Raw genomic sequence first — 17803 nt, 5'->3', positions numbered from 1 at the left:
GGACGCGCGGCACGCCGCCGCCCGGGGCGCAGGACCCGGGCGGCGGCTCCTTTACGGTCACCTGTCCGCCCGCCGGAGCCCTTACGGCGGGCACGGGCTGGACCACCGCGCCACCCTGCGGCCCGGCCGGCGGCTGCGCTGGGTGCGCACGGACACCGTCCGCGCCCGAGCGTACGCCGGGGCGGGCCGGTCACCCTGCGTCCCGCTCGAACCACCGACGGAAATGGTGTGATGCACATCACATCGGCGGAACAGGGTCGCAGCACAGCGGGCTGCGGCCCTCGTTCCAGGAGAACTCCCTCTTGTTGCGCCCAAATCGGCCCCCTTATCTTTGGCCCGCCCGGCAGCGCGCCGCACCCGGCAGCACGAGAAGGAGCCGTCCATGCCCTTACGGGGACGCCACCGCCGTTACAAGCCCAACCGCATCTCCCGTGCGTCGCTGAGCGTCACGGCGGGCGGCGCCGGAATCGCCCTTCCACTCATCGGCGCCGCGGGCGCGTCCGCGGCCTCGGGCGAGACCTGGGACAAGGTGGCCCAGTGCGAGTCCACCGACAACTGGGACATCAACACCGGCAACGGCTTCTACGGCGGGCTCCAGTTCACACAGAGCACATGGGAGGCGTACGGCGGCACGGCCCATGCGGTGCGGGCCGATCTGGCCACCAAGGACCAGCAGATCGCGATCGCGGAGAAGGTGCTCGACGGCCAGGGTCCCGGCGCATGGCCGGTGTGTTCGGCGAAGGCCGGTCTGACGCGGGACGACGCGGCCCCGCGGACCGCGCCGAAGGTCGTCAAGGAGTCCACCGCCCCGGCCAAGAAGGCACAGCGGCCCGAGAAGGCCCGGCCCGCGGCGGCGAACAAGCCCACGCCCACCAGCCTGCCGGGACAGTCCTCCACGAAGTCCGGCCGCTATGTGGTCGTCAGCGGCGACTCGCTGTCCGGTATCGCCGACAGCCACGACGTCTCCGGCGGCTGGAAGGCGCTCTACGAGAGCAACCGCAAGACGATCGGCGGCGATCCGGATCTGATCTACCCCGGTCAGAAGCTCTCCCTCAAGGGCGGTAAGGCCACCGCCAAGCCCAAGGCGGAACCCGAACACCACAAGGCCGAGCCGAAAGCCAAGCCGAAGCCCGCGCCGCGCCCGAAGGCCGAGAAGCCCCAGCCCAGCCGGGAGCGGAGCACCAAGCACGTCGTCTCCTCGGGCTTCACCGCCCCCGTCAGCGGCATAAGCCCGAGCACCGCCTACCGTGCGGCCGGCTCCAGCTGGTCCAGCGGCTATCACACGGGCGTGGACTTCCCCGTGGGCATCGGCACCTCGGTCAAGGCCGTGGGCTCGGGCCAGGTGGTCTCGGCGGGCTGGGGCGACGCGTACGGCTATCAGGTGGTCATCCGGCATCCGGACGGCAAGTACAGCCAGTACGCCCATCTCTCACAGCTGTCGGTGCGCTCCGGGCAGAGCGTCAACGGCGGCCAGCAGATCGGCCGTTCCGGCTCGACGGGAAACGCCACCGGACCGCATCTCCACTTCGAGATCCGCACCGGCCCCGGCTACGGCTCGGACATCAATCCCCTCGCCTATCTGCGGGCACACGGCGTCAGCCTCTGATCCGGCGCCCGGGTGCGAGCCGGGGCAGGCGGGCGAACCGTGCGCCTCTGGTGAGCGTGGTGGCGACCATGTGCCCGGAAACCCCGCCCAGCCCCGCCCCCGGATGAGTGGACGCACCGATGTGCCAGAGCCCGCGGATCCCGGTCGCATGCCGTCCGGAAGTGGGCAGGGGACGCCAGACAAAGCTCTGGTCGAGCTCGGCGGAACCGCCGTACGGGTCGCCGTCGACCGCGTTGGGGTTCCGCCGGGCGAGGTCCGGGGGCGCGATGACATCGACGGCGAGAACCTTGCCGGGCAGATCCGGGGCGTGCCCGGCGATCCGGCTCAGCACCCGGTCGGCGTAGCCCCGGGCCAGGGCCGGAGTCCAGCCCTGAGCGGTGTCCAGTTCACCGGCCGCGTCTGCGCGCGGGGCGAACGGCACCTCCTGCAACTGGAGCCATAGAGCGGCGGCCCCGGGCGGCACCCGGCCGGGATCCAGCACGTACTGCTGCCCGACGACCACCGTGGGCCGCCGGGGCAGCAGACCCGCCTCGGCCTCGGCGCAGGCGATACCGGTGCTGCCCGAACCGTCGGACAGATGCACGAGCGGGACGGTGTTCAGCCGCGCGTCGCGCCAGCCGGGCGGCCCGGACAGCGCCACATGGATCTGCATCGCGGCACGGCCGTAGCGGAATCGCCGCGCCTCGTCCCGCACTTCGGGGTCGACCGAACCCTCCGGGAGGAGGGTGCCGTACAGGGCGGTGGGAGTCACCGAGGCGAGGACCGCGCGACGGGCGCGGAAGAGCCGGCCGCCGGCCGCCACTCCTACGGCACGCCCCCGCTCGACGAGGACGCGGTCGACCCGGGTGCCGGTCTCCACCCGTACGCCCGTCGCTGTCAGCAGCGACCTGAAGGCGTCGAGGAACCGGCCCGCTCCCCCGGCCACCACCGGAACCCCGGCTCCATGCAGGGTGGCGGCGAGCAGCGGCAGCAGGAACCCGCCCGACGCATGGTCCGGCGCCAGGCCCGCGTGCAGCAGCCACGGGGCGAAGAGATGGTCCACCTCGTCCCCGCGGAACCCTGCGCGGGTGTATCCACGACCGCTGGTGGCCACCGAGCGCACCCACTCCTCGACGCCCTGCCGCCCGACGCCGCGCAGCAGGGCCACCGCGGGGCGGAAGAGGGCCGGCGAACGGAGCTCACCGCCCATCAGGCCGCCGATCGCCGCCATGTTGCCGCCCAGCCGGCCGAGCGCGGCCAGATACGCGCCCCTGTCCGCTTCGTGCGCGAAACCCGCGGCGGTGCGCTCCGGATCGCGGTGCGCCAGCGTGACCCGGCCGTCGTCGGCCACGCTGGCGGTGACCCACTCATCGGTGTTGCGGTACTCCAGCCCATGCCGGCGCAACAGCTCCCCCAGCCGGGCGAACGCCGGGCCCGAGACGAACAACGGATGCCATGAGGAGTAGGTGTCATGGAGATAGCCGGGCAGGGTGCGCTCCTCGGTCGCGATGAACCCGCCGATGTCCTGTTCGCGCTCCACCAGGACGACGGACCATCCGGCCAGACCCAGTTCCGCCGCGGCGACGAGGCCGTTGACACCGGACCCGACGACGACGGCATCCGCCTCGGCCATCCGGTACCCCTCCTTCCCTCGCAAGATGAGCGATTTCACCCATTTTCATCTGAGTGCAGATCATATGCGAAGGATGCCCTCCAGGGCAGTTGCTGACGGGATGGTCGGTGGACCGCCTGTATCCTGCTGATCATGCCGCCCGTCCCGTCCTCGCAGCCGGGCCGCGTGCCATCCGTCGGCCAGAGCGGTCTCCTCACCGAGCGCATCGCGCGTCAGCTGGAGCACGACATCCGCTCGGGTGCGCTCGCGGTCGGGACCAAGCTGCCGTCCGAGCGCGAGCTGGCCACTCAGTTCGGATCCAGCCGGAATGTGGTGCGGGAGGCGTTGCGGCGGCTGGAGGCACAGCGGCTGATCGAGGTCGCGCCCGGCCGCGGTTCGTTCGTACGCGAGCAGACGTCGGGGCAGGTCCGTGGGTACGACGCGCTGTACCGGGCGGGACGTCCCACCGTGCGGCAGCTCATCGAGGCGCGGGTGCCGCTGGAGGTGGAGACGGTCCGGCTGGCGACGACGCGGGCGACGGAGGACGACCTCGCGGCGATGCGGGCGGCACGTCGCGCTGGAGTCCTCCTCGGACGTCGTCGCCAAGGCACGGGCCGACCTGGCCTTCCACGGCGAGCGGCAACCCCGTGCTGCGCATCATGCTCTCGTCCATCAGCGGGATGATGTTCGAGATGATGCTGCGGTCGAACTCCGACCCCACCATCGGCGAACCCGGGGTGCCGCACCATCCGGAGATCCTGGAGGCCATCGAGGCGCGCGATGTCGAGCTGGCCCGCCGGCGGATGCGAAAACACCTGACGCTGGCCCTGCGCACCTACGGCAAGGACCTCGACGTACAGGTGGACGTCATGGCGCGGCACCACATCGAAGCCCTTCTCGCCGGTCCCGAGGACCGAGCGCAGGGCTGAGCACCCCACCGGAGGTGCCCTGGTCCCGAGGACCGAGCGCAGGGCTGAGCGCCCCGCCGGAAGTGCCCTGACCCGCCGTCGATCGTCCGCGGCGCCGTCGTGGCCGGTCGCGCCCGCGCGGCGGAGCCTCACATCGATCGCAGCCCCGCACCCCTTCGGGGCGCGACCTCAGCCGCGCACCGCCGCCAGGCACTCGTCGTACAGGTCCATGATGTCGCCCTTGCCGTCGTTGGCGACCCACGTCATCGACGCGGCGTCCAGGCATGCGAACGCCGTCGCGAGCACCGCGCGGCCCCTCGGATCCGCGCCGCCGCCAGCGGTGCCCATACGCGCCTCGACGAGCGGCAGCAGGTCCTCCTGGAACCGCAGCCGCTTCTCGAGCCAACCGGCGCGCAGCGATGCGGTGTTGTGCAGGAGACGGAACCGCTCCAGGGCCTGTTCGCGGCTGTCGTGCAGGACCTGTACGGCGGCGATCCCCGCGCGCAGGGCCTCCCAGACACCGACGTCGGCGGGCTGTTCGCCGACCGCGTCCGTCAGGACTTGCCCGAACCGGTCCTGATCGCCGCCGAGGAGGTCCTCCTTGGTGCCGAAGTAGCGGAAGAGGGTGCGCTGGGAGACACCGGCCTCCCGGGCGATCTGGGCGATGGTCGTCTCGTCATAGCCCTGCTCGGTGAACAAACGCAGAGCCGTCGCGAGGATCTCCTGGGAGGCCAGCTGACGCGTCCGGTCCCACAGCGTGGCCGGTGCGCCCGCCGCCGTCTTGGCTTCCTGCTTCATAGCACCAGGTTAGCCCAGCACTGCCAGACCGGCACTCACAGCATGGTTGGCAGTCGCTGCCAGACTGTCGTACGCTGCCAAAAGCGATCGGTGCGGGGCACAGCCCGCCGTCCCACGGCCCGGAACCGCTCACCGATCACCCCCACCTCCCAGATCCACGCCAAGGAGCGCATCATGTCCGCACCCACAGCCTTGATCACCGGTGGAACCAGCGGCATCGGCAAGGCGACCGCCGAACTGCTCCACTCCCGCGGCCACCGCGTCATGGTCACCGGCGTCAGCGGCCTCGCGGACACCGGACTCCCCGAGGACGTCACGGTCGTACGGGCCGACGCACGGTCCCTGCCGGACATCGACCGTGCGGTGGAGCAGGCACGCCGCCAATTCGGCTCCCTCGACCTGCTCTTCCTCAACGCGGGCATCTCCCGCCCCGGCCCGATCGAGTCAACCGACGAAGCCGCCTTCGACGCCCTGTTCGACATCAACGTCAAGGGCACCTTCTTCACCCTGCAAAAGGCGCTCCCGCTCCTCGGCGAGGGCGCCTCCGTCGTGTTCACCGTGGGTGCCGGCGAAGGGGTCGGAGCCGCCATGACGGCCGCCAAGGGCGCGCTGTTGCCCCTCATGCGGTCCCTCGCGCTCGAACTCGCCCCCCGCCGCATCCGTGTCAACGCCGTCAGCCCGGGAATGATCGACACCCCCGTCTACCGCAGGATGGGCGTCTCCCGGGACATGCTCGAATCCTGGGCTCGGGACGTCCCGCTCGGCCGCGTCGGCGCTCCCGCCGATATCGCCGAAGCCGTGGCCTTCCTCGCCTCGGACGCCGCCGGCTACATCACCGGCGACAACCTCGTCGTCTCCGGAGGCATCGGCGTCCACTCCCGCCCCTGACACGCGGTTCCGCGCTCGGCCCCGGCCGGGAGACATTCACCGGGTCCGGCCTGTGGGCTTCGTGAGGCGTCGCCGATACGCCCACACAGCGGTGGGGCCCCGCGCATTCGGCCGATCACGGCCGTGTCGGGGCCGGAGTTCCCGCGCTCGGGACGGGATGTGTGCGCAGATGGGCCCTGGTGTCCGGCGATGACCGAGGTGGGCTGTGGTGAGTGCGTCGACGCTTCCTTCGGCCGAGGGAGCCGTGATCGGCACGGACGGGTTGGCCGCTCTGGTCGACGTTCTGCGGGCCCGCGGTTACACGGTGGTCGGCCCCACTGTGCGGGACGGCGCCATCGTCCTGGCGGAGCTGGAATCCGCGGCTCAACTGCCGTACGGATGGGGTGTGGACCTCGATGCCGGGCAGTATCGGCTGCGGTCGCGTACGGATGGCGCGGCCTTCGCCAACGCGGCCGGTCCGCAATCGTGGAAGACGTTTCTGCACCCCGCCCGGGTCCGCCAGTGGACGGCCGAACGCGCGGGCGGAGAGCTGGTCATCGAGGCGGACGACACCACGCCTCCCCGCTTCGCGTTCCTCGGTGTCCGCTCCTGCGATCTGCGGGCCATCGCGGTCCAGGACCGCGTGCTCACTGCGGGGCCGCACCGCGACCCGGTCTACGGGGGCAGGAGGTCCGGGGCGTTTCTGGTGGCGGTCGAGTGCACCGAACCCGGTGGGACCTGTTTCTGCGTCTCGATGGGCACGGGACCGGCGGCCGGGCCCGGCTATGACCTGGTGCTGACCGAGCTGGTCGACGACGAGGGGCACCGGTTCTGGATCCGCGGTGGCAGCGCGGAGGGGGCCGAGATCCTGGCTGAGCTGTCCGGGGAACCGGCCTCCGAGGCCGTCTGCCGGGCCGCCACGGGCGCCGTCGCGGCCGCCGCCGAGCGGATGGGTCGCACGATGCCGGACACCGACCTGCGGCGGCTGATGGCCCGGACGCTGGAGGCGCCCCGCTGGGACGACGTCGCCTCCCGATGCCTGACCTGCGGCAACTGCACCATGGTGTGTCCCACCTGCTTCTGCACCACGACCGAGGATGTCACCGATCTGACCGGGGACCACGCCGAGCGCTGGCGGGTCTGGGACGTCTGCTTCGACCTGGACTTCTCCTATCTGCCGGGCGGCCCGGTCCGCGCCTCGCCGCGCAGCCGCTACCGGCAGTGGCTCACCCACAAACTGGGCACCTGGTACGACCAGTTCGGGTCGTCGGGGTGTGTGGGATGCGGCCGGTGCGTCGTCTGGTGTCCGGTCGCCATCGACATCACCGAGGAGGCCGCGGCCCTGTACGACTGGACCCGGCGTGCGGAGGAGGAGCCACGATGACCGGGTGGCCACTGCTGCTGGACACCCTTCCGCAGGTCCAGCGCGACCGGCTGTTCACGCTCGCCGACGAGCGGGACTTCCGCGCGGGCAGCACCCTGTTCGACGAGGGCGGCGTCGCCGACCGGTTCTGGCTGATCCGCTCCGGCGAGGTCGCCCTGGATGTGTACGTTCCCGGGCGCCGGGCCCAGGTGGTGGAGACCCTCGGGCCGCGGCAGCAGCTCGGCTGGTCGTGGATCTTCCCGCCGTACCGCTGGCATCTGGGCGCTCGGGCGTTGGGAGCGGTGCGGACCTGGGAGTTTCCCGCGGCCGAGGTGCGTGAGCTGTGCATGGCCGACACGGAGCTCGGCTACGAGCTGATGCTGCGGTGTGCGGCGCTGATCGCCGACCGGCTCCAGGCCACCCGATTGCGGTTGCTGGACCTGTACACGCCGCATGGAAGCGTCCCGTCGTGACCACCGTGCCCCTGCCCTACCGGGTGGCCGCCGTCTCGGCGGAGACCGCGGACTGTGTGTCGCTCGAGGTGGCGCCGGTGGGGCAGGCGCTGCCGGAGTTCTCCCCCGGGCGGTTCGCCATGGTGTACGCCTTCGGCGCCGGTGAGGTGCCGATCTCGGTCAGCGCGATCGGTGACGGCCACCGTCTGACGCACACCGTGCGCGCGGTCGGCGCGGTCACCGGCGCGCTGTGCCGGCTCAGGGCGGGGGACGCGGTCGGCCTGCGGGGCCCCTACGGGGTCGGCTGGGATCTCGGCGCGGCAGCAGGGTCCGACGTCCTGGTGGTCGCCGGCGGTATCGGGCTCGCCCCGCTGCGCCCGGTGGTGCGCCATGTGCTCGACCACCCAGGGCACTACGGCCGGCTCAACGTGCTGATCGGGGCCCGCACGCCCCAGGATCTGCTCTACGGGGAGGAGCTGGAGCGCTGGCGGCGCGCCTCGGCGCGGGTGGAGGTGACCGTCGACCGGCCCGGTCCCGGCTGGCGTGGCAGCGTGGGCGTGGTCACCACCCTGCTGGACCGGGTCGACTGGCGCCCGGATCGGACCGAGGCGCTGCTCTGCGGCCCCGAGGTGATGATCCGGCACACCGCCGGGGCGCTGCTCGACCGCGGTCTGCCCGCGCAGCGGGTCCAGGTGTCGCTGGAGCGGAACATGCGCTGCGGCACCGGCCACTGCGGTCACTGTCAGCTCGGGCCGCTGCTGCTGTGCCGGGACGGCCCGGTGGTCGGCTACGACCGCACCCGGCCCCTGCTCGCCGTGCGGGAGCTGTGAGATGGACTCCGACGACCGCCCCTCCCTGGCCGTGTGGAAGTTCGCCTCGTGCGACGGCTGCCAGCTGACCCTGCTCGACTGCGAGGACGAACTGCTGCCGCTCACCGGCCGGCTGCGCATCGCGCACTTCCTGGAGATGTCCACCGCGGAGGACGCGCGGGAGCCGGCCACGCTCGCGGGGACCGGACCGTACGACCTCTCCCTGGTGGAGGGGTCCGTCACCACGGCCGAGGATGTGCGGCGCGTCCACCACATCCGGCGGATCTCCCGCCGCCTGGTCACCATCGGGGCCTGTGCCACCGCGGGCGGCGTCCAGGGCCTGCGCAACTTCGCGGACGTCGAGGAGTTCCGCGCCGCGGTGTACGCCAGTCCGGAGTACATCGCCACGCTGGCCACCTCCACCCCCATCTCGGCGCATGTACCGGTCGACTTCGAGCTGCGCGGCTGCCCGATCGACCGCGGTCAGCTGCTGGAGGTGATCACCGCCTTTCTGGCCGGGCGGAAGCCGAACATCCCCGGCCACAGCGTCTGCTTCGAGTGCAAGCGGCGCGGCACGACCTGTATCACCGTCGCGCGGGGCGTCCCCTGTCTGGGGCCGGTCACCCACGCCGGATGCGGTGCCCTCTGTCCCGCCTACGGACGCGGCTGCTACGGCTGCTTCGGGCCGGTCGCCCACCCCAACCTGGAGTCCATGGTGCGCCAGCTGCGGCACGACGGCATGGCCGGGCGGGACATCGTGCGGGTCTTCCGCACCTTCAACGCGGCCTCGCCCGAATACGGCCCCGTTCCCGGGCTCGCGGCCCAGGAGTCCACCGAGCCCCCGGCGGAGGAAGAACGCCGATGAGCCACCGCGGATCCCGCGTCCTGCGGCTGGACGCACTCGCCCGGGTCGAGGGCGAGGCCGCCCTCCATCTGACCGTGCACGACCGGACGGTGGCCGAGGCGCAGTTGCGCATCTATGAGCCGCCGCGCTTCTTCGAGGCGTTCCTCGTCGGTCGCGGCCATGGCGAGCCACCCGACATCACCTCGCGGATCTGCGGAATCTGCCCGGTCGCGTACCAGATGACCGCATGCCAGGCCATCGAGCGGGCCTGCGGGGTGACGGTCGACGGACCGCTCGCCGAACTGCGGCGGCTGCTCTACTACGGCGAATGGATCGAGAGCCAGTCCCTGCACATCCATCTGCTGCACGCCCCCGACTTCTTCGGCCACTCCAGCGCCGTGGAACTCGCCCGCGAGCACCGTGGGGCCGTGGAACGCGGCCTGCGGATCAAACAGGCGGGCAACGCCATCATGGAGCGGCTCGGCGGCCGCGCCATCCACCCGATCAACGTCCGCCTCGGCGGCTTCTACCGCGTACCCGCCCCGGCCGAACTCGCCCCGCTGGCCGAGCGGCTGCGCCGGGCCCATGACGACGCGCTGGAGACCGTGCGCTGGGTGGCCGGCTTCGACTTCCCCGATGCCGACTACGACGGCCCGCTGCTGGCGATGCGCGACCCCGGCCGGTACGCCATCGACTCCGGAACCCCGGCCGTCATGGCTGCGGGGGCCGACTCGGACGGCGCCCCGGTGCGGGGGTTTCCGGTGGCGGAGTTCGAGCGGCATGTGGTGGAACGGCAGGTCCCCCACTCGACCGCCCTGGTGTCCGAGCTGGACGGCCACCACTATCTGACCGGCTCACTGGCCAGGTACGCGGTCAGCGGACGGTGGCTCCACCCCTCGGCCCTCGACGCCGCGCGGGCGGCGGGGCTCGGCGACCCGGCCACCGGAGCGGTGTGCCGCAACCCGTTCCGGAGCATCGTCGTCCGTGCCGTCGAGGTGGCCCACGCCGTGGCCGAGGCGCTGCGGATCATCGACGCCTACGAGCCGCCCTCCCGGCCGTACGCCGCGGTGCCACCGCGCCCTGCGACCGGATGCGCGGCCACCGAGGCGCCGCGCGGGCTGCTCTACCACCGCTACGCCATGGACGCCGAGGGCACCCTCACCCTCGCCCGTATCGTGCCACCCACCGCGCAGAACCAGGCCGCCATCGAGTACGACCTCCGCCGCCAGGTGCAGTCCCGTCTGGACGCACCCGGTGAGCCGGCCGGCGACGAGGAGCTGACCGCGCTGTGCGAGCGGGCCGTCCGCAACCACGACCCGTGCATCTCGTGTTCCGCGCACTTCCTGGATCTGACGGTGGAGCGCGGATGACGGGCCGGGTGGTGGTCATCGGCGTGGGCAATCCGTTCCGCCGGGACGACGGAGCCGGCCCGGCCGTCGTCGAGGCGCTGCGCGCCGACCCGCCGAAGGACACGCTGCTGGCCGACAGCGACGGTGAGCCCGGGCGGATGCTCGGCCTGTGGCGCCCTCAGGACGCCGTGGTCGTGGTCGAGGTGGTGCACGCGCATCCCGGCCGGCCGGGGCGGCTGCACACCCTGACGGCGGAGCGGGCCGCACGCTGCGCCGCACGCTCCGCCAGTACCCACGCCCTCGGGCCCGGTGAGACGTTCGCCCTGGCCGCGGCGCTCGACCGGATGCCCCGGGAGCTCACCGTGCAGGCCGTCGAAGGGGCCGATTTCCGCCTCGGGTGCGGGCTCAGCCCACCCGTGGCCGACGCGCTCCCCCACTTGCTCCGCCAGGTGACCGGGGCCATCGCCGACGCTCACGACCGCCTCCGGCACACGGGTGGCCGGCCGATCGCCCATCAGGACACCGCATAGCCGGACGGCCGCCACGGCGTCGCGCCCGGCTTGAGCCGTTCGGGGCGTTGGAGGCCGCCGCCCGCGCGTGGTCTCCCACGGTGGCCGACCCGGTTCCTAGCATGGCCGATGCCCCGGCCAGATGGCTTCCGCCGCACGGCCGGGCCCGGACTCTCCGCACAGGCTCATGACCACACCGGATGGAAGTGCCGCGTCCATGGATCAGCCGGTCCCCGCTCACCGCTCCGCCACGGCGGGGCCGGCGTGACCGCTGTCGGCCAACAGCGGCCGGTCCGCCGTCTGGTGTCGGTCAGTGGTGTGGTCCAGGGAGTCGGCTTCCGGCCCTTCGTCCACGCCCTGGCCACCGAACTGGGCCTGTCCGGTCAGGTGGCCAACGGACCGGCCGGGGCGCGGATCGAGATCGAGGGCGGCCCCGAGGCGGTGGCCGCCTTCTGCCACCGGCTGACGGCGGACGCGCCCCCACTGGCGGACATCGTCTCGGCGGCCACCTCCGAACTGCGCCCGACCGGCGGCGCCGGTTTCGCGATCGTGCCCTCCGTGACGGGGCACGGCCGCACCCTGGTCCCGCCCGACGCCGCCACCTGCGACACCTGCCTGACCGAACTGGCCGATCCGGCCGGCCGCCGCCATCGGCACCCGTTCATCACCTGCACCGACTGCGGTCCACGCTTCACCATCACCACCGCCCTGCCGTACGACCGGGCCACGACCACCATGGCGGCGTTCCCGATGTGCCCGGATTGCTCGGCGGAGTACACGGACCCGTCCGACCGGCGGTTCCACGCCCAACCCATCGCCTGCTGGGCCTGCGGGCCACGCCTGAGGCTCACCGGCGCCGTACGACGGGAGGGTGGGGCCGCGCTGGCCGAGGCCCGGCGGATGCTGGCGGCCGGGGCGATCCTGGCGGTCAAGGGCCTCGGCGGCTACCACCTGGTCTGCGACGCCACCGCGCCGAGGGCCGTGGGCGAACTGCGACGCCGCAAAGCCCGTGGCGACAAGCCGTTCGCCGTGATGACCCCCGACCCCGACTCCGCCGCCCGGCTCGGCCACCTCGGCCCGGCGGAGCGCCGTGTCCTGGTGGGTCGGTCGCGCCCCATCGTGCTGCTGCGCCGCCGATCCCCGACCCCGCTCGCGCCGCGGGTGTGTCCGGGGAGCCCGGACATCGGTGTGATGCTGCCCTACACCCCGCCGCACCGGCTTCTGTTCGGCCTTCCCGGCGACCCGCCCGGTCCGGACATCCTGGTGGTGACCAGCGGAAACCTCTCCGGCGAGCCGCTGGTGACCGACGACCGGGAGGCGATGGCCCGCCTGGACGGGCTCGCCGACGCCTGGCTCTGGCACGACCGGCCCATCGTGGTGGCCTGCGACGACTCGGTGGTGCGGGTCCGCGCGGACGGTTCGCCACTGCCGATCCGCCGCTCGCGCGGCTTCGCCCCGGCGCGCATCCACCTTCCGGTGGCCGTCCATCCGGTCCTCGCGGTCGGCGGGGACCTGAAGAACACCCTGTGCCTGGCGGCGGGCGACAGCGCCTGGCTGTCCGCCCACATCGGGGACATGGACAGCCCGTCCGCCCAGCGCGCCTTCGACCGTGCCGAGAGCCATCTGCGGACGCTCACCCGCGTCGAGCCGGTCCGCGTCGCCGCCGACCGCCACCCCGGCTACCGGTCCGCGCGATGGGCGCGGCGTACCGGCCGGCCGCTCACCCTGGTCCAGCACCACCACGCCCATATCGCTTCCGCCATGGCGGAGCACGGGCTGGACGAGCCGGTGCTCGGTGTCGCCTTCGACGGCACCGGCTACGGCGACGACGGCGCCGTATGGGGCGGCGAGGTGCTGCTGGTCGACTACGCGGGCTACCGCCGCCTGGCGCATCTGGCGTATGTCCCCCTGCCCGGCGGTGACGCGGCGGTGCGCCGTCCGTATCGGATGGCACTGGCCCATCTGCGTGCGGCGGGCCTCGTCCGGTCCCCCGACCTGCCGTGCGTCGCCGCCTGCCCGCCTGAGGAACTCCGCCTGTTGGAAGGCCAGTTGGCGCGGGGCATCGGGTGTGTGCCGACATCCAGTATGGGGCGGTTGTTCGACGCCGTGTCCTCGCTGGTGGGCATCTGCCACCGGGCGGGGTACGAGGCCCAGGCCGCCGTGGAACTGGAGGCCGCGGCCGTGACCGCCGACGGGGTGCGGGACGGTTACGCCTTCGCGCTCGAGGAGCCCGCACCGCTGCTGGCGGCGATCGTGGCCGATCTCCGCGCGGGTGTGGCCGTTCCGCTGATCGCCGCCCGCTTCCATCTGGCCATCGCCGGTGCGGTCCGCACGGCCTGCCGGAAGGCACGGCGGAGCACGGGAGTGCGGACGGTCGTCCTGACCGGCGGGGTGTTCGCCAACGCCCTCCTGGACGGGATGTGCGCCGCCGGGCTGGCCGAAGACGGCTTCACCGTCCTCGGACACACGGTGGTCCCGCCCGGCGACGGCGGTCTGGCCCTGGGACAGGCGGTCGTCGCCGCCCGTATGGCCGACACCTGAGGAACCGAGGAGGAGCGCATGTGCCTGGCGGTACCCGGCCGTGTGGTCGGCATCGAGGAGCGGGACGGTACGCCGATGGCGCGGGTCGATTTCGGCGGGGTGGTCAAGGACGTCTGCCTCGCCTATCTGCCGGAGATCGAGGTCGGTGAGTACGCGATCGTCCACGTCGGCTTCGCCATCCAGCGGCTCGACGAGGAGTCCGCCCTGGCCACGCTCCGGCTCTTCGAGCGGATCGGGGCGCTGGACGAGGAGTTCGGCGATGTGTGGGCGCGTGCGGCGGCCGAGGTGGAAAGGGCGCCCGAGGAGGAGAACCGGTGAAGTACATCGACGAATTCCAGGACCCCGGCCTCGCCCGACGGCTCCTGGACGACATCGCCCGGACGGTCACCCGGCCATGGGCCATGATGGAGGTCTGCGGCGGTCAGACCCACTCGATCATCCGGCACGGCATCGACCAACTGCTGCCCGGGAACATCGAGTTGATCCATGGGCCGGGGTGTCCGGTCTGTGTCACCCCGCTGGAGATGATCGACAAGGCGCTGGAGATCGCCTCCCGGCCGGGCGTGGTCTTCTGCTCGTTCGGCGACATGCTCCGGGTGCCGGGAAGCGACCGTGATCTGTTCCGGGTCAAGAGCGACGGCGGTGATGTCCGAGTCGTCTACTCACCGCTGGACGCGTTGCGGATCGCCCAGCAGACCCCGGACCGACAGGTGGTGTTCTTCGGTGTCGGCTTCGAGACCACGGCGCCCGCCATCGCCATGGCGGCTCACCAGGCCAAACGGCTCGGCGTCCGGAACTTCAGCCTGCTGGTGTCCCATGTCCGGGTGCCACCGGCCATCGAGGCGATCATGCGATCGCCGAACTGCCGCGTCCAGGCGTTCCTCGCCGCGGGGCATGTGTGCAGTGTGATGGGCACCCTGGAGTACCCCGCCCTCGCCGACGCCCATCACGTGCCCATCGTGGTCACCGGATTCGAGCCGCTGGACATCCTGGAAGGCATCCGGCGGGCGGTCCGCCAACTCGAGCGCGGGGAACACCGCGTCGAGAACGCCTACCCACGCGCCGTGCGCCCGCAGGGCAACCCGGTCGCTCTGAAGGTGCTGAGAGAGGTCTTCACCACCACCGACCGCGCCTGGCGCGGCATCGGCACCATTCCGGACAGCGGCTGGCGGCTCTCGGACGCCTACCGGGACCACGACGCCGAGCACCGGTTCGAGATCACCGGCCCGGCCACCGACGAGCCCGCGGTGTGCCGCGCCGGAGAGGTGCTCCAGGGGCTGATCAAACCCCATGAGTGCACGGCCTTCGGCACCGTCTGCACTCCGCGCACACCACTCGGCGCGACCATGGTCTCCAGTGAGGGCGCGTGCGCCGCCTACTACCTGTACCGGCGTCTTGCCACGCCCCGCGCGGAGGAGACGGCTTCCGTTGACTGACATCACCGCCGACACCGCCGGCTGGTCCTGCCCTGCGTCACTGCGCGACCACCCGGTGGTGGTGATGGGCCACGGTGGCGGAGGAGCGCTCTCCGCGGAGCTGACCCGGCACCTCTTCCTCCCGGCCTACGGTGGCGAGGCCCTGGAAGGACTCACCGACTCGGCCGCTGTCACGCTCGGCGGTGCCCGGCTGGCCTTCTCGACCGACTCCTACGTCGTCCGCCCGCTGTTCTTCCCCGGCGGGAGCATCGGGGATCTGGCGGTCAACGGCACCGTCAACGACCTGGCCATGAGCGGAGCCGTTCCCGCGTACCTGTCCTGCGCGTTCATCCTGGAGGAGGGCACGGAGCTGAGCACCGTCGGCCGGGTGGCCCAGGCGCTGGGCGCGGCCGCCCGCGCGGCGGACGTCACCGTGGTCACCGGCGACACCAAGGTGGTCGACTCCGGCCACGGCGACGGTGTGTATGTGAACACGGCGGGGATCGGGCTGATCCCCGAGGGGGTGGACATCCGTCCGCGGCGTGCCAGGCCCGGTGACGCGGTCATCGTGAGCGGGCCGATCGGACAGCACGGCATCGCCATCCTCAGCGTCCGCGAAGGGCTGACGTTCGGCACCGAGCTGGTCAGCGACACCGCGCCGCTGGCCGGACTGGTCCGGGCGATGCTCGCCGTCACGCCCGATATCCACGTTCTGCGCGACCCCACGAGGGGCGGCCTGGCCGCCGCTCTCAACGAGATCGCGACGGCCTCCGGCACCGGTGTCGCCCTGGACGAGGCGGCGGTGCCCGTCCCGGACGCGGTCGCCACCGCCTGTGCCCTGCTCGGCCTCGACCCGATGTACATGGCCAACGAGGGCCGCCTGGTGGCCTTCGTGGCCAGGACCCACGCCGAGATGGTCCTGGAGGCGATGCGCGCGCATCCGCTGGGACATGAGGCGACCGTGATCGGCGTGTGCGTGGCCGAACACCCCGGCATGGTCGTGGCCCGTACCGGACTCGGCGGAACCCGGATCGTGGATCCGCCGCTCGGCGAGCAACTGCCCCGGATCTGCTGACCGGCGCGGTCCCCGAGTGGCCGGGGGGCGCCGGCGGGCCGGACACTGGGAGGGGAGAAGCCGCCGGAACGCAGCGCGGAGGGAGGTACTCACATGTCCGAGACTCCGCACATCGTGGGTGATGTGATGACACGGACGGTGGTCGCCGTCGGGCGTGACGCGTCGTTCAAGGAAGTGGTGCAGACACTGGGCGAGTGGCGGGTGAGCGCCATGCCGGTGCTGGAGGGCGAGGGGCGTGTCATCGGCGTCGTCTCGGAGGCGGATCTGCTGCCCAAGGAGGAATTCCGGGACAGCGATCCGGACCGCCTCCAGCAGCTTCGGCGCCTCCCCGACCTCGCGAAGGCGGGGGCACTGACGGCGGAGGAGCTGATGAGCTCCCCGGCGGTCACCGTGCACCCGGACGCCACGCTGTCCGAGGCGGCCCGGATCATGGCCGTCAGAGGGGTAAAACGGCTTCCCGTGGTCGACACCGAGGGCAAGCTGCTGGGAATCGTCAGCCGGGGCGATCTGCTGAAGGTCTTCCTCCGCTCGGACCAGGACATCGAGGAAGAGGTCCGGCGCACGGTGGTGTCCTATCTCTTCCCCGGTGACGGCGGCATCCACGTCCGGGTCGACGAGGGGGTCGTCACCCTCAGCGGGCGGCTCCGCGACACCGCGCGCATCCCCGTGGCCGCGCGCCTCACCCGGGCCGTCGAGGGCGTCGTGGACGTGGAATGCCACTTCCGGGGCGTCGGCCCGGACGAGGCGGAGCGCACGGCCTGAGACCGATGGCGCGCCATACTCCACCAGCCGAAACCGGACCGGGACGACTGCCGTCCGCCCCGTACGAGAGGGAACTGCGCCGTCTTCAGATCGAACTCGTGAAGCTCCAGGAGTGGGTGCGGGCCGAGGGACGGCGCGTCGTGGTGGTCTTCGAGGGCAGGGACGCGGCCGGGAAGGGCGGCGCGATCAAACGGGTCACCGCGCACCTCAACCCGCGCGTCGTACGTACCGTCGCCCTGCCCGTGCCCACGGACCGCGAACGCGGCCAGTGGTACTTCCAGCGCTATGTCGAGCAGCTTCCGGCCGCGGGGGAGATCGTGCTCTTCGACCGCAGTTGGTACAACCGGGCCGGCGTCGAGCGCGTCATGGGTTTCTGCACCGAGGAGGAGCACCGGCGCTTCCTGCGCCAGTGCCCGGTCTTCGAGCGGATGCTGGTCGAGGACGGGATCCTGCTGCGCAAGTACTGGTTCTCGGTGAGCGACGCCGAGCAGGAGCGGCGCTTCCGCCACCGCCTGAGCGATCCCACCCGGCGCTGGAAGATCTCCGCCATGGACGTGGAGTCCGTCACCCGCTGGGAGGCGTACTCCCGCGCCAAGGACGAGATGTTCGCGTACACCGACACCCCCGAGGCCCCGTGGTACGTCGTCGAGAGCGACGACAAGCGCGCGGCCCGGATCAACATGATCGCCCATCTGCTGTCGACCGTTCCGTACGGCGACGTCCGGCTCCCGGAATTGCGGCTGCCGCCCCGCCCCGCGCCCACCGGCTACCAGAGGCCGCCCAAGCACCTCCAGACCTTCGTGCCCGACCACGCGGCCGCGCTCCGGTCAGCGGGCCGTACACCGGCACCCGACGCGGACACGGCCGATGGAGAGGGACACGGATGACGGCGGCGGGCCGTATCCGCACACCGG

Annotated in this window: 16 protein-coding genes and 1 pseudogene; 15 read left to right on the top strand and 2 right to left on the bottom strand. The window is 72.3% G+C overall.

What is annotated here, in order from left to right; translation table 11 throughout:
- Positions 1-382 precede the first annotated feature (382 nt).
- Positions 383-1606: a transglycosylase family protein gene (locus NQU54_RS07580; protein WP_257630375.1), complete on the top strand. Its 1224-nt coding sequence runs from the start codon at positions 383-385 to the stop codon at positions 1604-1606.
- On the opposite strand, the gene NQU54_RS07575 is transcribed toward NQU54_RS07580, so the two are convergent.
- Positions 1596-3218 (bottom strand): phytoene desaturase family protein, encoded by a 1623-nt coding sequence (locus NQU54_RS07575; RefSeq protein WP_257630374.1) that lies wholly within the window; start codon positions 3216-3218, stop codon positions 1596-1598. The two genes, NQU54_RS07580 and NQU54_RS07575, sit on opposite strands and share 11 nt — an antisense overlap.
- 132 nt (positions 3219-3350) lie before the next feature.
- Between NQU54_RS07575 and NQU54_RS07570 the strand changes: the two are divergent.
- Positions 3351-4126 (top strand): annotated as a pseudogene (locus NQU54_RS07570) (FadR/GntR family transcriptional regulator).
- Between the two features lie 168 nt (positions 4127-4294).
- On the opposite strand, the gene NQU54_RS07565 reads toward NQU54_RS07570, so the two are convergent.
- Positions 4295-4903 (bottom strand): TetR/AcrR family transcriptional regulator, encoded by a 609-nt coding sequence (locus tag NQU54_RS07565; RefSeq protein WP_257630373.1) that lies wholly within the window; start codon positions 4901-4903, stop codon positions 4295-4297.
- Between the two features lie 174 nt (positions 4904-5077).
- Here NQU54_RS07565 and NQU54_RS07560 point away from each other — a divergent pair, with 174 nt between their 5' ends.
- The 13 genes from NQU54_RS07560 to ppk2 all read left to right on the top strand — a co-directional run bounded on the left by NQU54_RS07560 (position 5078) and on the right by ppk2 (position 17776).
- Positions 5078-5791 carry an SDR family NAD(P)-dependent oxidoreductase gene (locus tag NQU54_RS07560; protein WP_100805213.1) on the top strand — a complete coding sequence of 238 codons (714 nt, stop codon included), beginning with the start codon at positions 5078-5080 and terminating at the stop codon, positions 5789-5791.
- A gap of 205 nt (positions 5792-5996) precedes the next feature.
- Complete coding sequence (locus NQU54_RS07555; protein ID WP_257630372.1) at positions 5997-7154, top strand: 4Fe-4S dicluster domain-containing protein; 1158 nt, start codon at positions 5997-5999, stop codon at positions 7152-7154.
- Entirely contained in the window at positions 7151-7606 is a 456-nt protein-coding gene (locus NQU54_RS07550) for a cyclic nucleotide-binding domain-containing protein (RefSeq protein WP_079260162.1), read from the top strand. The genes NQU54_RS07555 and NQU54_RS07550 overlap by 4 nt, the downstream gene beginning before the upstream one ends.
- The gene (locus NQU54_RS07545; RefSeq protein ID WP_257630371.1) at positions 7603-8415 is read left to right on the top strand and encodes an FAD/NAD(P)-binding protein; all 813 of its coding nucleotides are present in this window, start codon (positions 7603-7605) and stop codon (positions 8413-8415) included. The genes NQU54_RS07550 and NQU54_RS07545 overlap by 4 nt, the downstream gene beginning before the upstream one ends.
- A 1-nt stretch (position 8416) precedes the next feature.
- Positions 8417-9259 carry an NADH-quinone oxidoreductase subunit B family protein gene (locus NQU54_RS07540; protein WP_174883394.1) on the top strand — a complete coding sequence of 281 codons (843 nt, stop codon included), beginning with the start codon at positions 8417-8419 and terminating at the stop codon, positions 9257-9259.
- Positions 9256-10608: a Ni/Fe hydrogenase subunit alpha gene (locus NQU54_RS07535; RefSeq protein ID WP_257630370.1), complete on the top strand. Its 1353-nt coding sequence runs from the start codon at positions 9256-9258 to the stop codon at positions 10606-10608. Before NQU54_RS07540 ends, NQU54_RS07535 begins: the two co-directional genes overlap by 4 nt.
- Positions 10605-11117 (top strand): hydrogenase maturation protease, encoded by a 513-nt coding sequence (locus NQU54_RS07530; protein ID WP_257630369.1) that lies wholly within the window; start codon positions 10605-10607, stop codon positions 11115-11117. The genes NQU54_RS07535 and NQU54_RS07530 overlap by 4 nt, the downstream gene beginning before the upstream one ends.
- Positions 11118-11225: 108 nt before the next feature.
- Positions 11226-13637: a carbamoyltransferase HypF gene (gene hypF, locus NQU54_RS07525; protein WP_372505815.1), complete on the top strand. Its 2412-nt coding sequence runs from the start codon at positions 11226-11228 to the stop codon at positions 13635-13637.
- 18 nt (positions 13638-13655) lie between these two features.
- Positions 13656-13955 (top strand): HypC/HybG/HupF family hydrogenase formation chaperone, encoded by a 300-nt coding sequence (locus tag NQU54_RS07520; RefSeq protein WP_069860689.1) that lies wholly within the window; start codon positions 13656-13658, stop codon positions 13953-13955.
- Entirely contained in the window at positions 13952-15073 is a 1122-nt protein-coding gene (gene hypD, locus NQU54_RS07515) for a hydrogenase formation protein HypD (protein ID WP_257630367.1), read from the top strand. The genes NQU54_RS07520 and hypD overlap by 4 nt, the downstream gene beginning before the upstream one ends.
- Before the next feature lie 64 nt (positions 15074-15137).
- The gene (gene hypE / locus NQU54_RS07510; protein ID WP_257630481.1) at positions 15138-16127 is read left to right on the top strand and encodes a hydrogenase expression/formation protein HypE; all 990 of its coding nucleotides are present in this window, start codon (positions 15138-15140) and stop codon (positions 16125-16127) included.
- Positions 16128-16220: 93 nt separating this feature from the next.
- Positions 16221-16889, top strand: a complete 669-nt coding sequence (locus tag NQU54_RS07505) for a CBS domain-containing protein (RefSeq protein WP_257630366.1) — start codon at positions 16221-16223, stop codon at positions 16887-16889.
- A 5-nt stretch (positions 16890-16894) separates the two neighbouring features.
- On the top strand, positions 16895-17776 hold the full coding sequence (gene ppk2, locus NQU54_RS07500; protein ID WP_257630365.1) for a polyphosphate kinase 2: 882 nt from the start codon (positions 16895-16897) through the stop codon (positions 17774-17776).
- Positions 17777-17803: the final 27 nt, after the last annotated feature.

Origin of the sequence: Streptomyces malaysiensis subsp. samsunensis (genome assembly GCF_024519315.1) — a bacterium.
Classification (GTDB): Bacteria; Actinomycetota; Actinomycetes; order Streptomycetales; family Streptomycetaceae; genus Streptomyces; species Streptomyces malaysiensis.
This window is presented reverse-complemented; position numbering and strand designations above follow the sequence as displayed.

What these genes read in the sequence shown, in the direction of transcription:
- hypE (WP_257630481.1), top strand. Translation starts at nt 15,138, where the DNA reads ATGGGCCACGGTGGCGGAGGAGCGCTCTCCGCGGAGCTGACCCGGCAC.
- NQU54_RS07550 (WP_079260162.1), top strand. Translation starts at nt 7,151, where the DNA reads ATGACCGGGTGGCCACTGCTGCTGGACACCCTTCCGCAGGTCCAGCGC.
- NQU54_RS07560 (WP_100805213.1), top strand. Translation starts at nt 5,078, where the DNA reads ATGTCCGCACCCACAGCCTTGATCACCGGTGGAACCAGCGGCATCGGC.
- hypF (WP_372505815.1), top strand. Translation starts at nt 11,226, where the DNA reads ATGCCCCGGCCAGATGGCTTCCGCCGCACGGCCGGGCCCGGACTCTCC.
- ppk2 (WP_257630365.1), top strand. Translation starts at nt 16,895, where the DNA reads ATGGCGCGCCATACTCCACCAGCCGAAACCGGACCGGGACGACTGCCG.
- NQU54_RS07565 (WP_257630373.1), bottom strand. Translation starts at nt 4,903, where the DNA reads ATGAAGCAGGAAGCCAAGACGGCGGCGGGCGCACCGGCCACGCTGTGG.
- NQU54_RS07520 (WP_069860689.1), top strand. Translation starts at nt 13,656, where the DNA reads ATGTGCCTGGCGGTACCCGGCCGTGTGGTCGGCATCGAGGAGCGGGAC.
- NQU54_RS07505 (WP_257630366.1), top strand. Translation starts at nt 16,221, where the DNA reads ATGTCCGAGACTCCGCACATCGTGGGTGATGTGATGACACGGACGGTG.
- NQU54_RS07575 (WP_257630374.1), bottom strand. Translation starts at nt 3,218, where the DNA reads ATGGCCGAGGCGGATGCCGTCGTCGTCGGGTCCGGTGTCAACGGCCTC.
- NQU54_RS07535 (WP_257630370.1), top strand. Translation starts at nt 9,256, where the DNA reads ATGAGCCACCGCGGATCCCGCGTCCTGCGGCTGGACGCACTCGCCCGG.
- NQU54_RS07540 (WP_174883394.1), top strand. Translation starts at nt 8,417, where the DNA reads ATGGACTCCGACGACCGCCCCTCCCTGGCCGTGTGGAAGTTCGCCTCG.
- NQU54_RS07580 (WP_257630375.1), top strand. Translation starts at nt 383, where the DNA reads ATGCCCTTACGGGGACGCCACCGCCGTTACAAGCCCAACCGCATCTCC.
- NQU54_RS07530 (WP_257630369.1), top strand. Translation starts at nt 10,605, where the DNA reads ATGACGGGCCGGGTGGTGGTCATCGGCGTGGGCAATCCGTTCCGCCGG.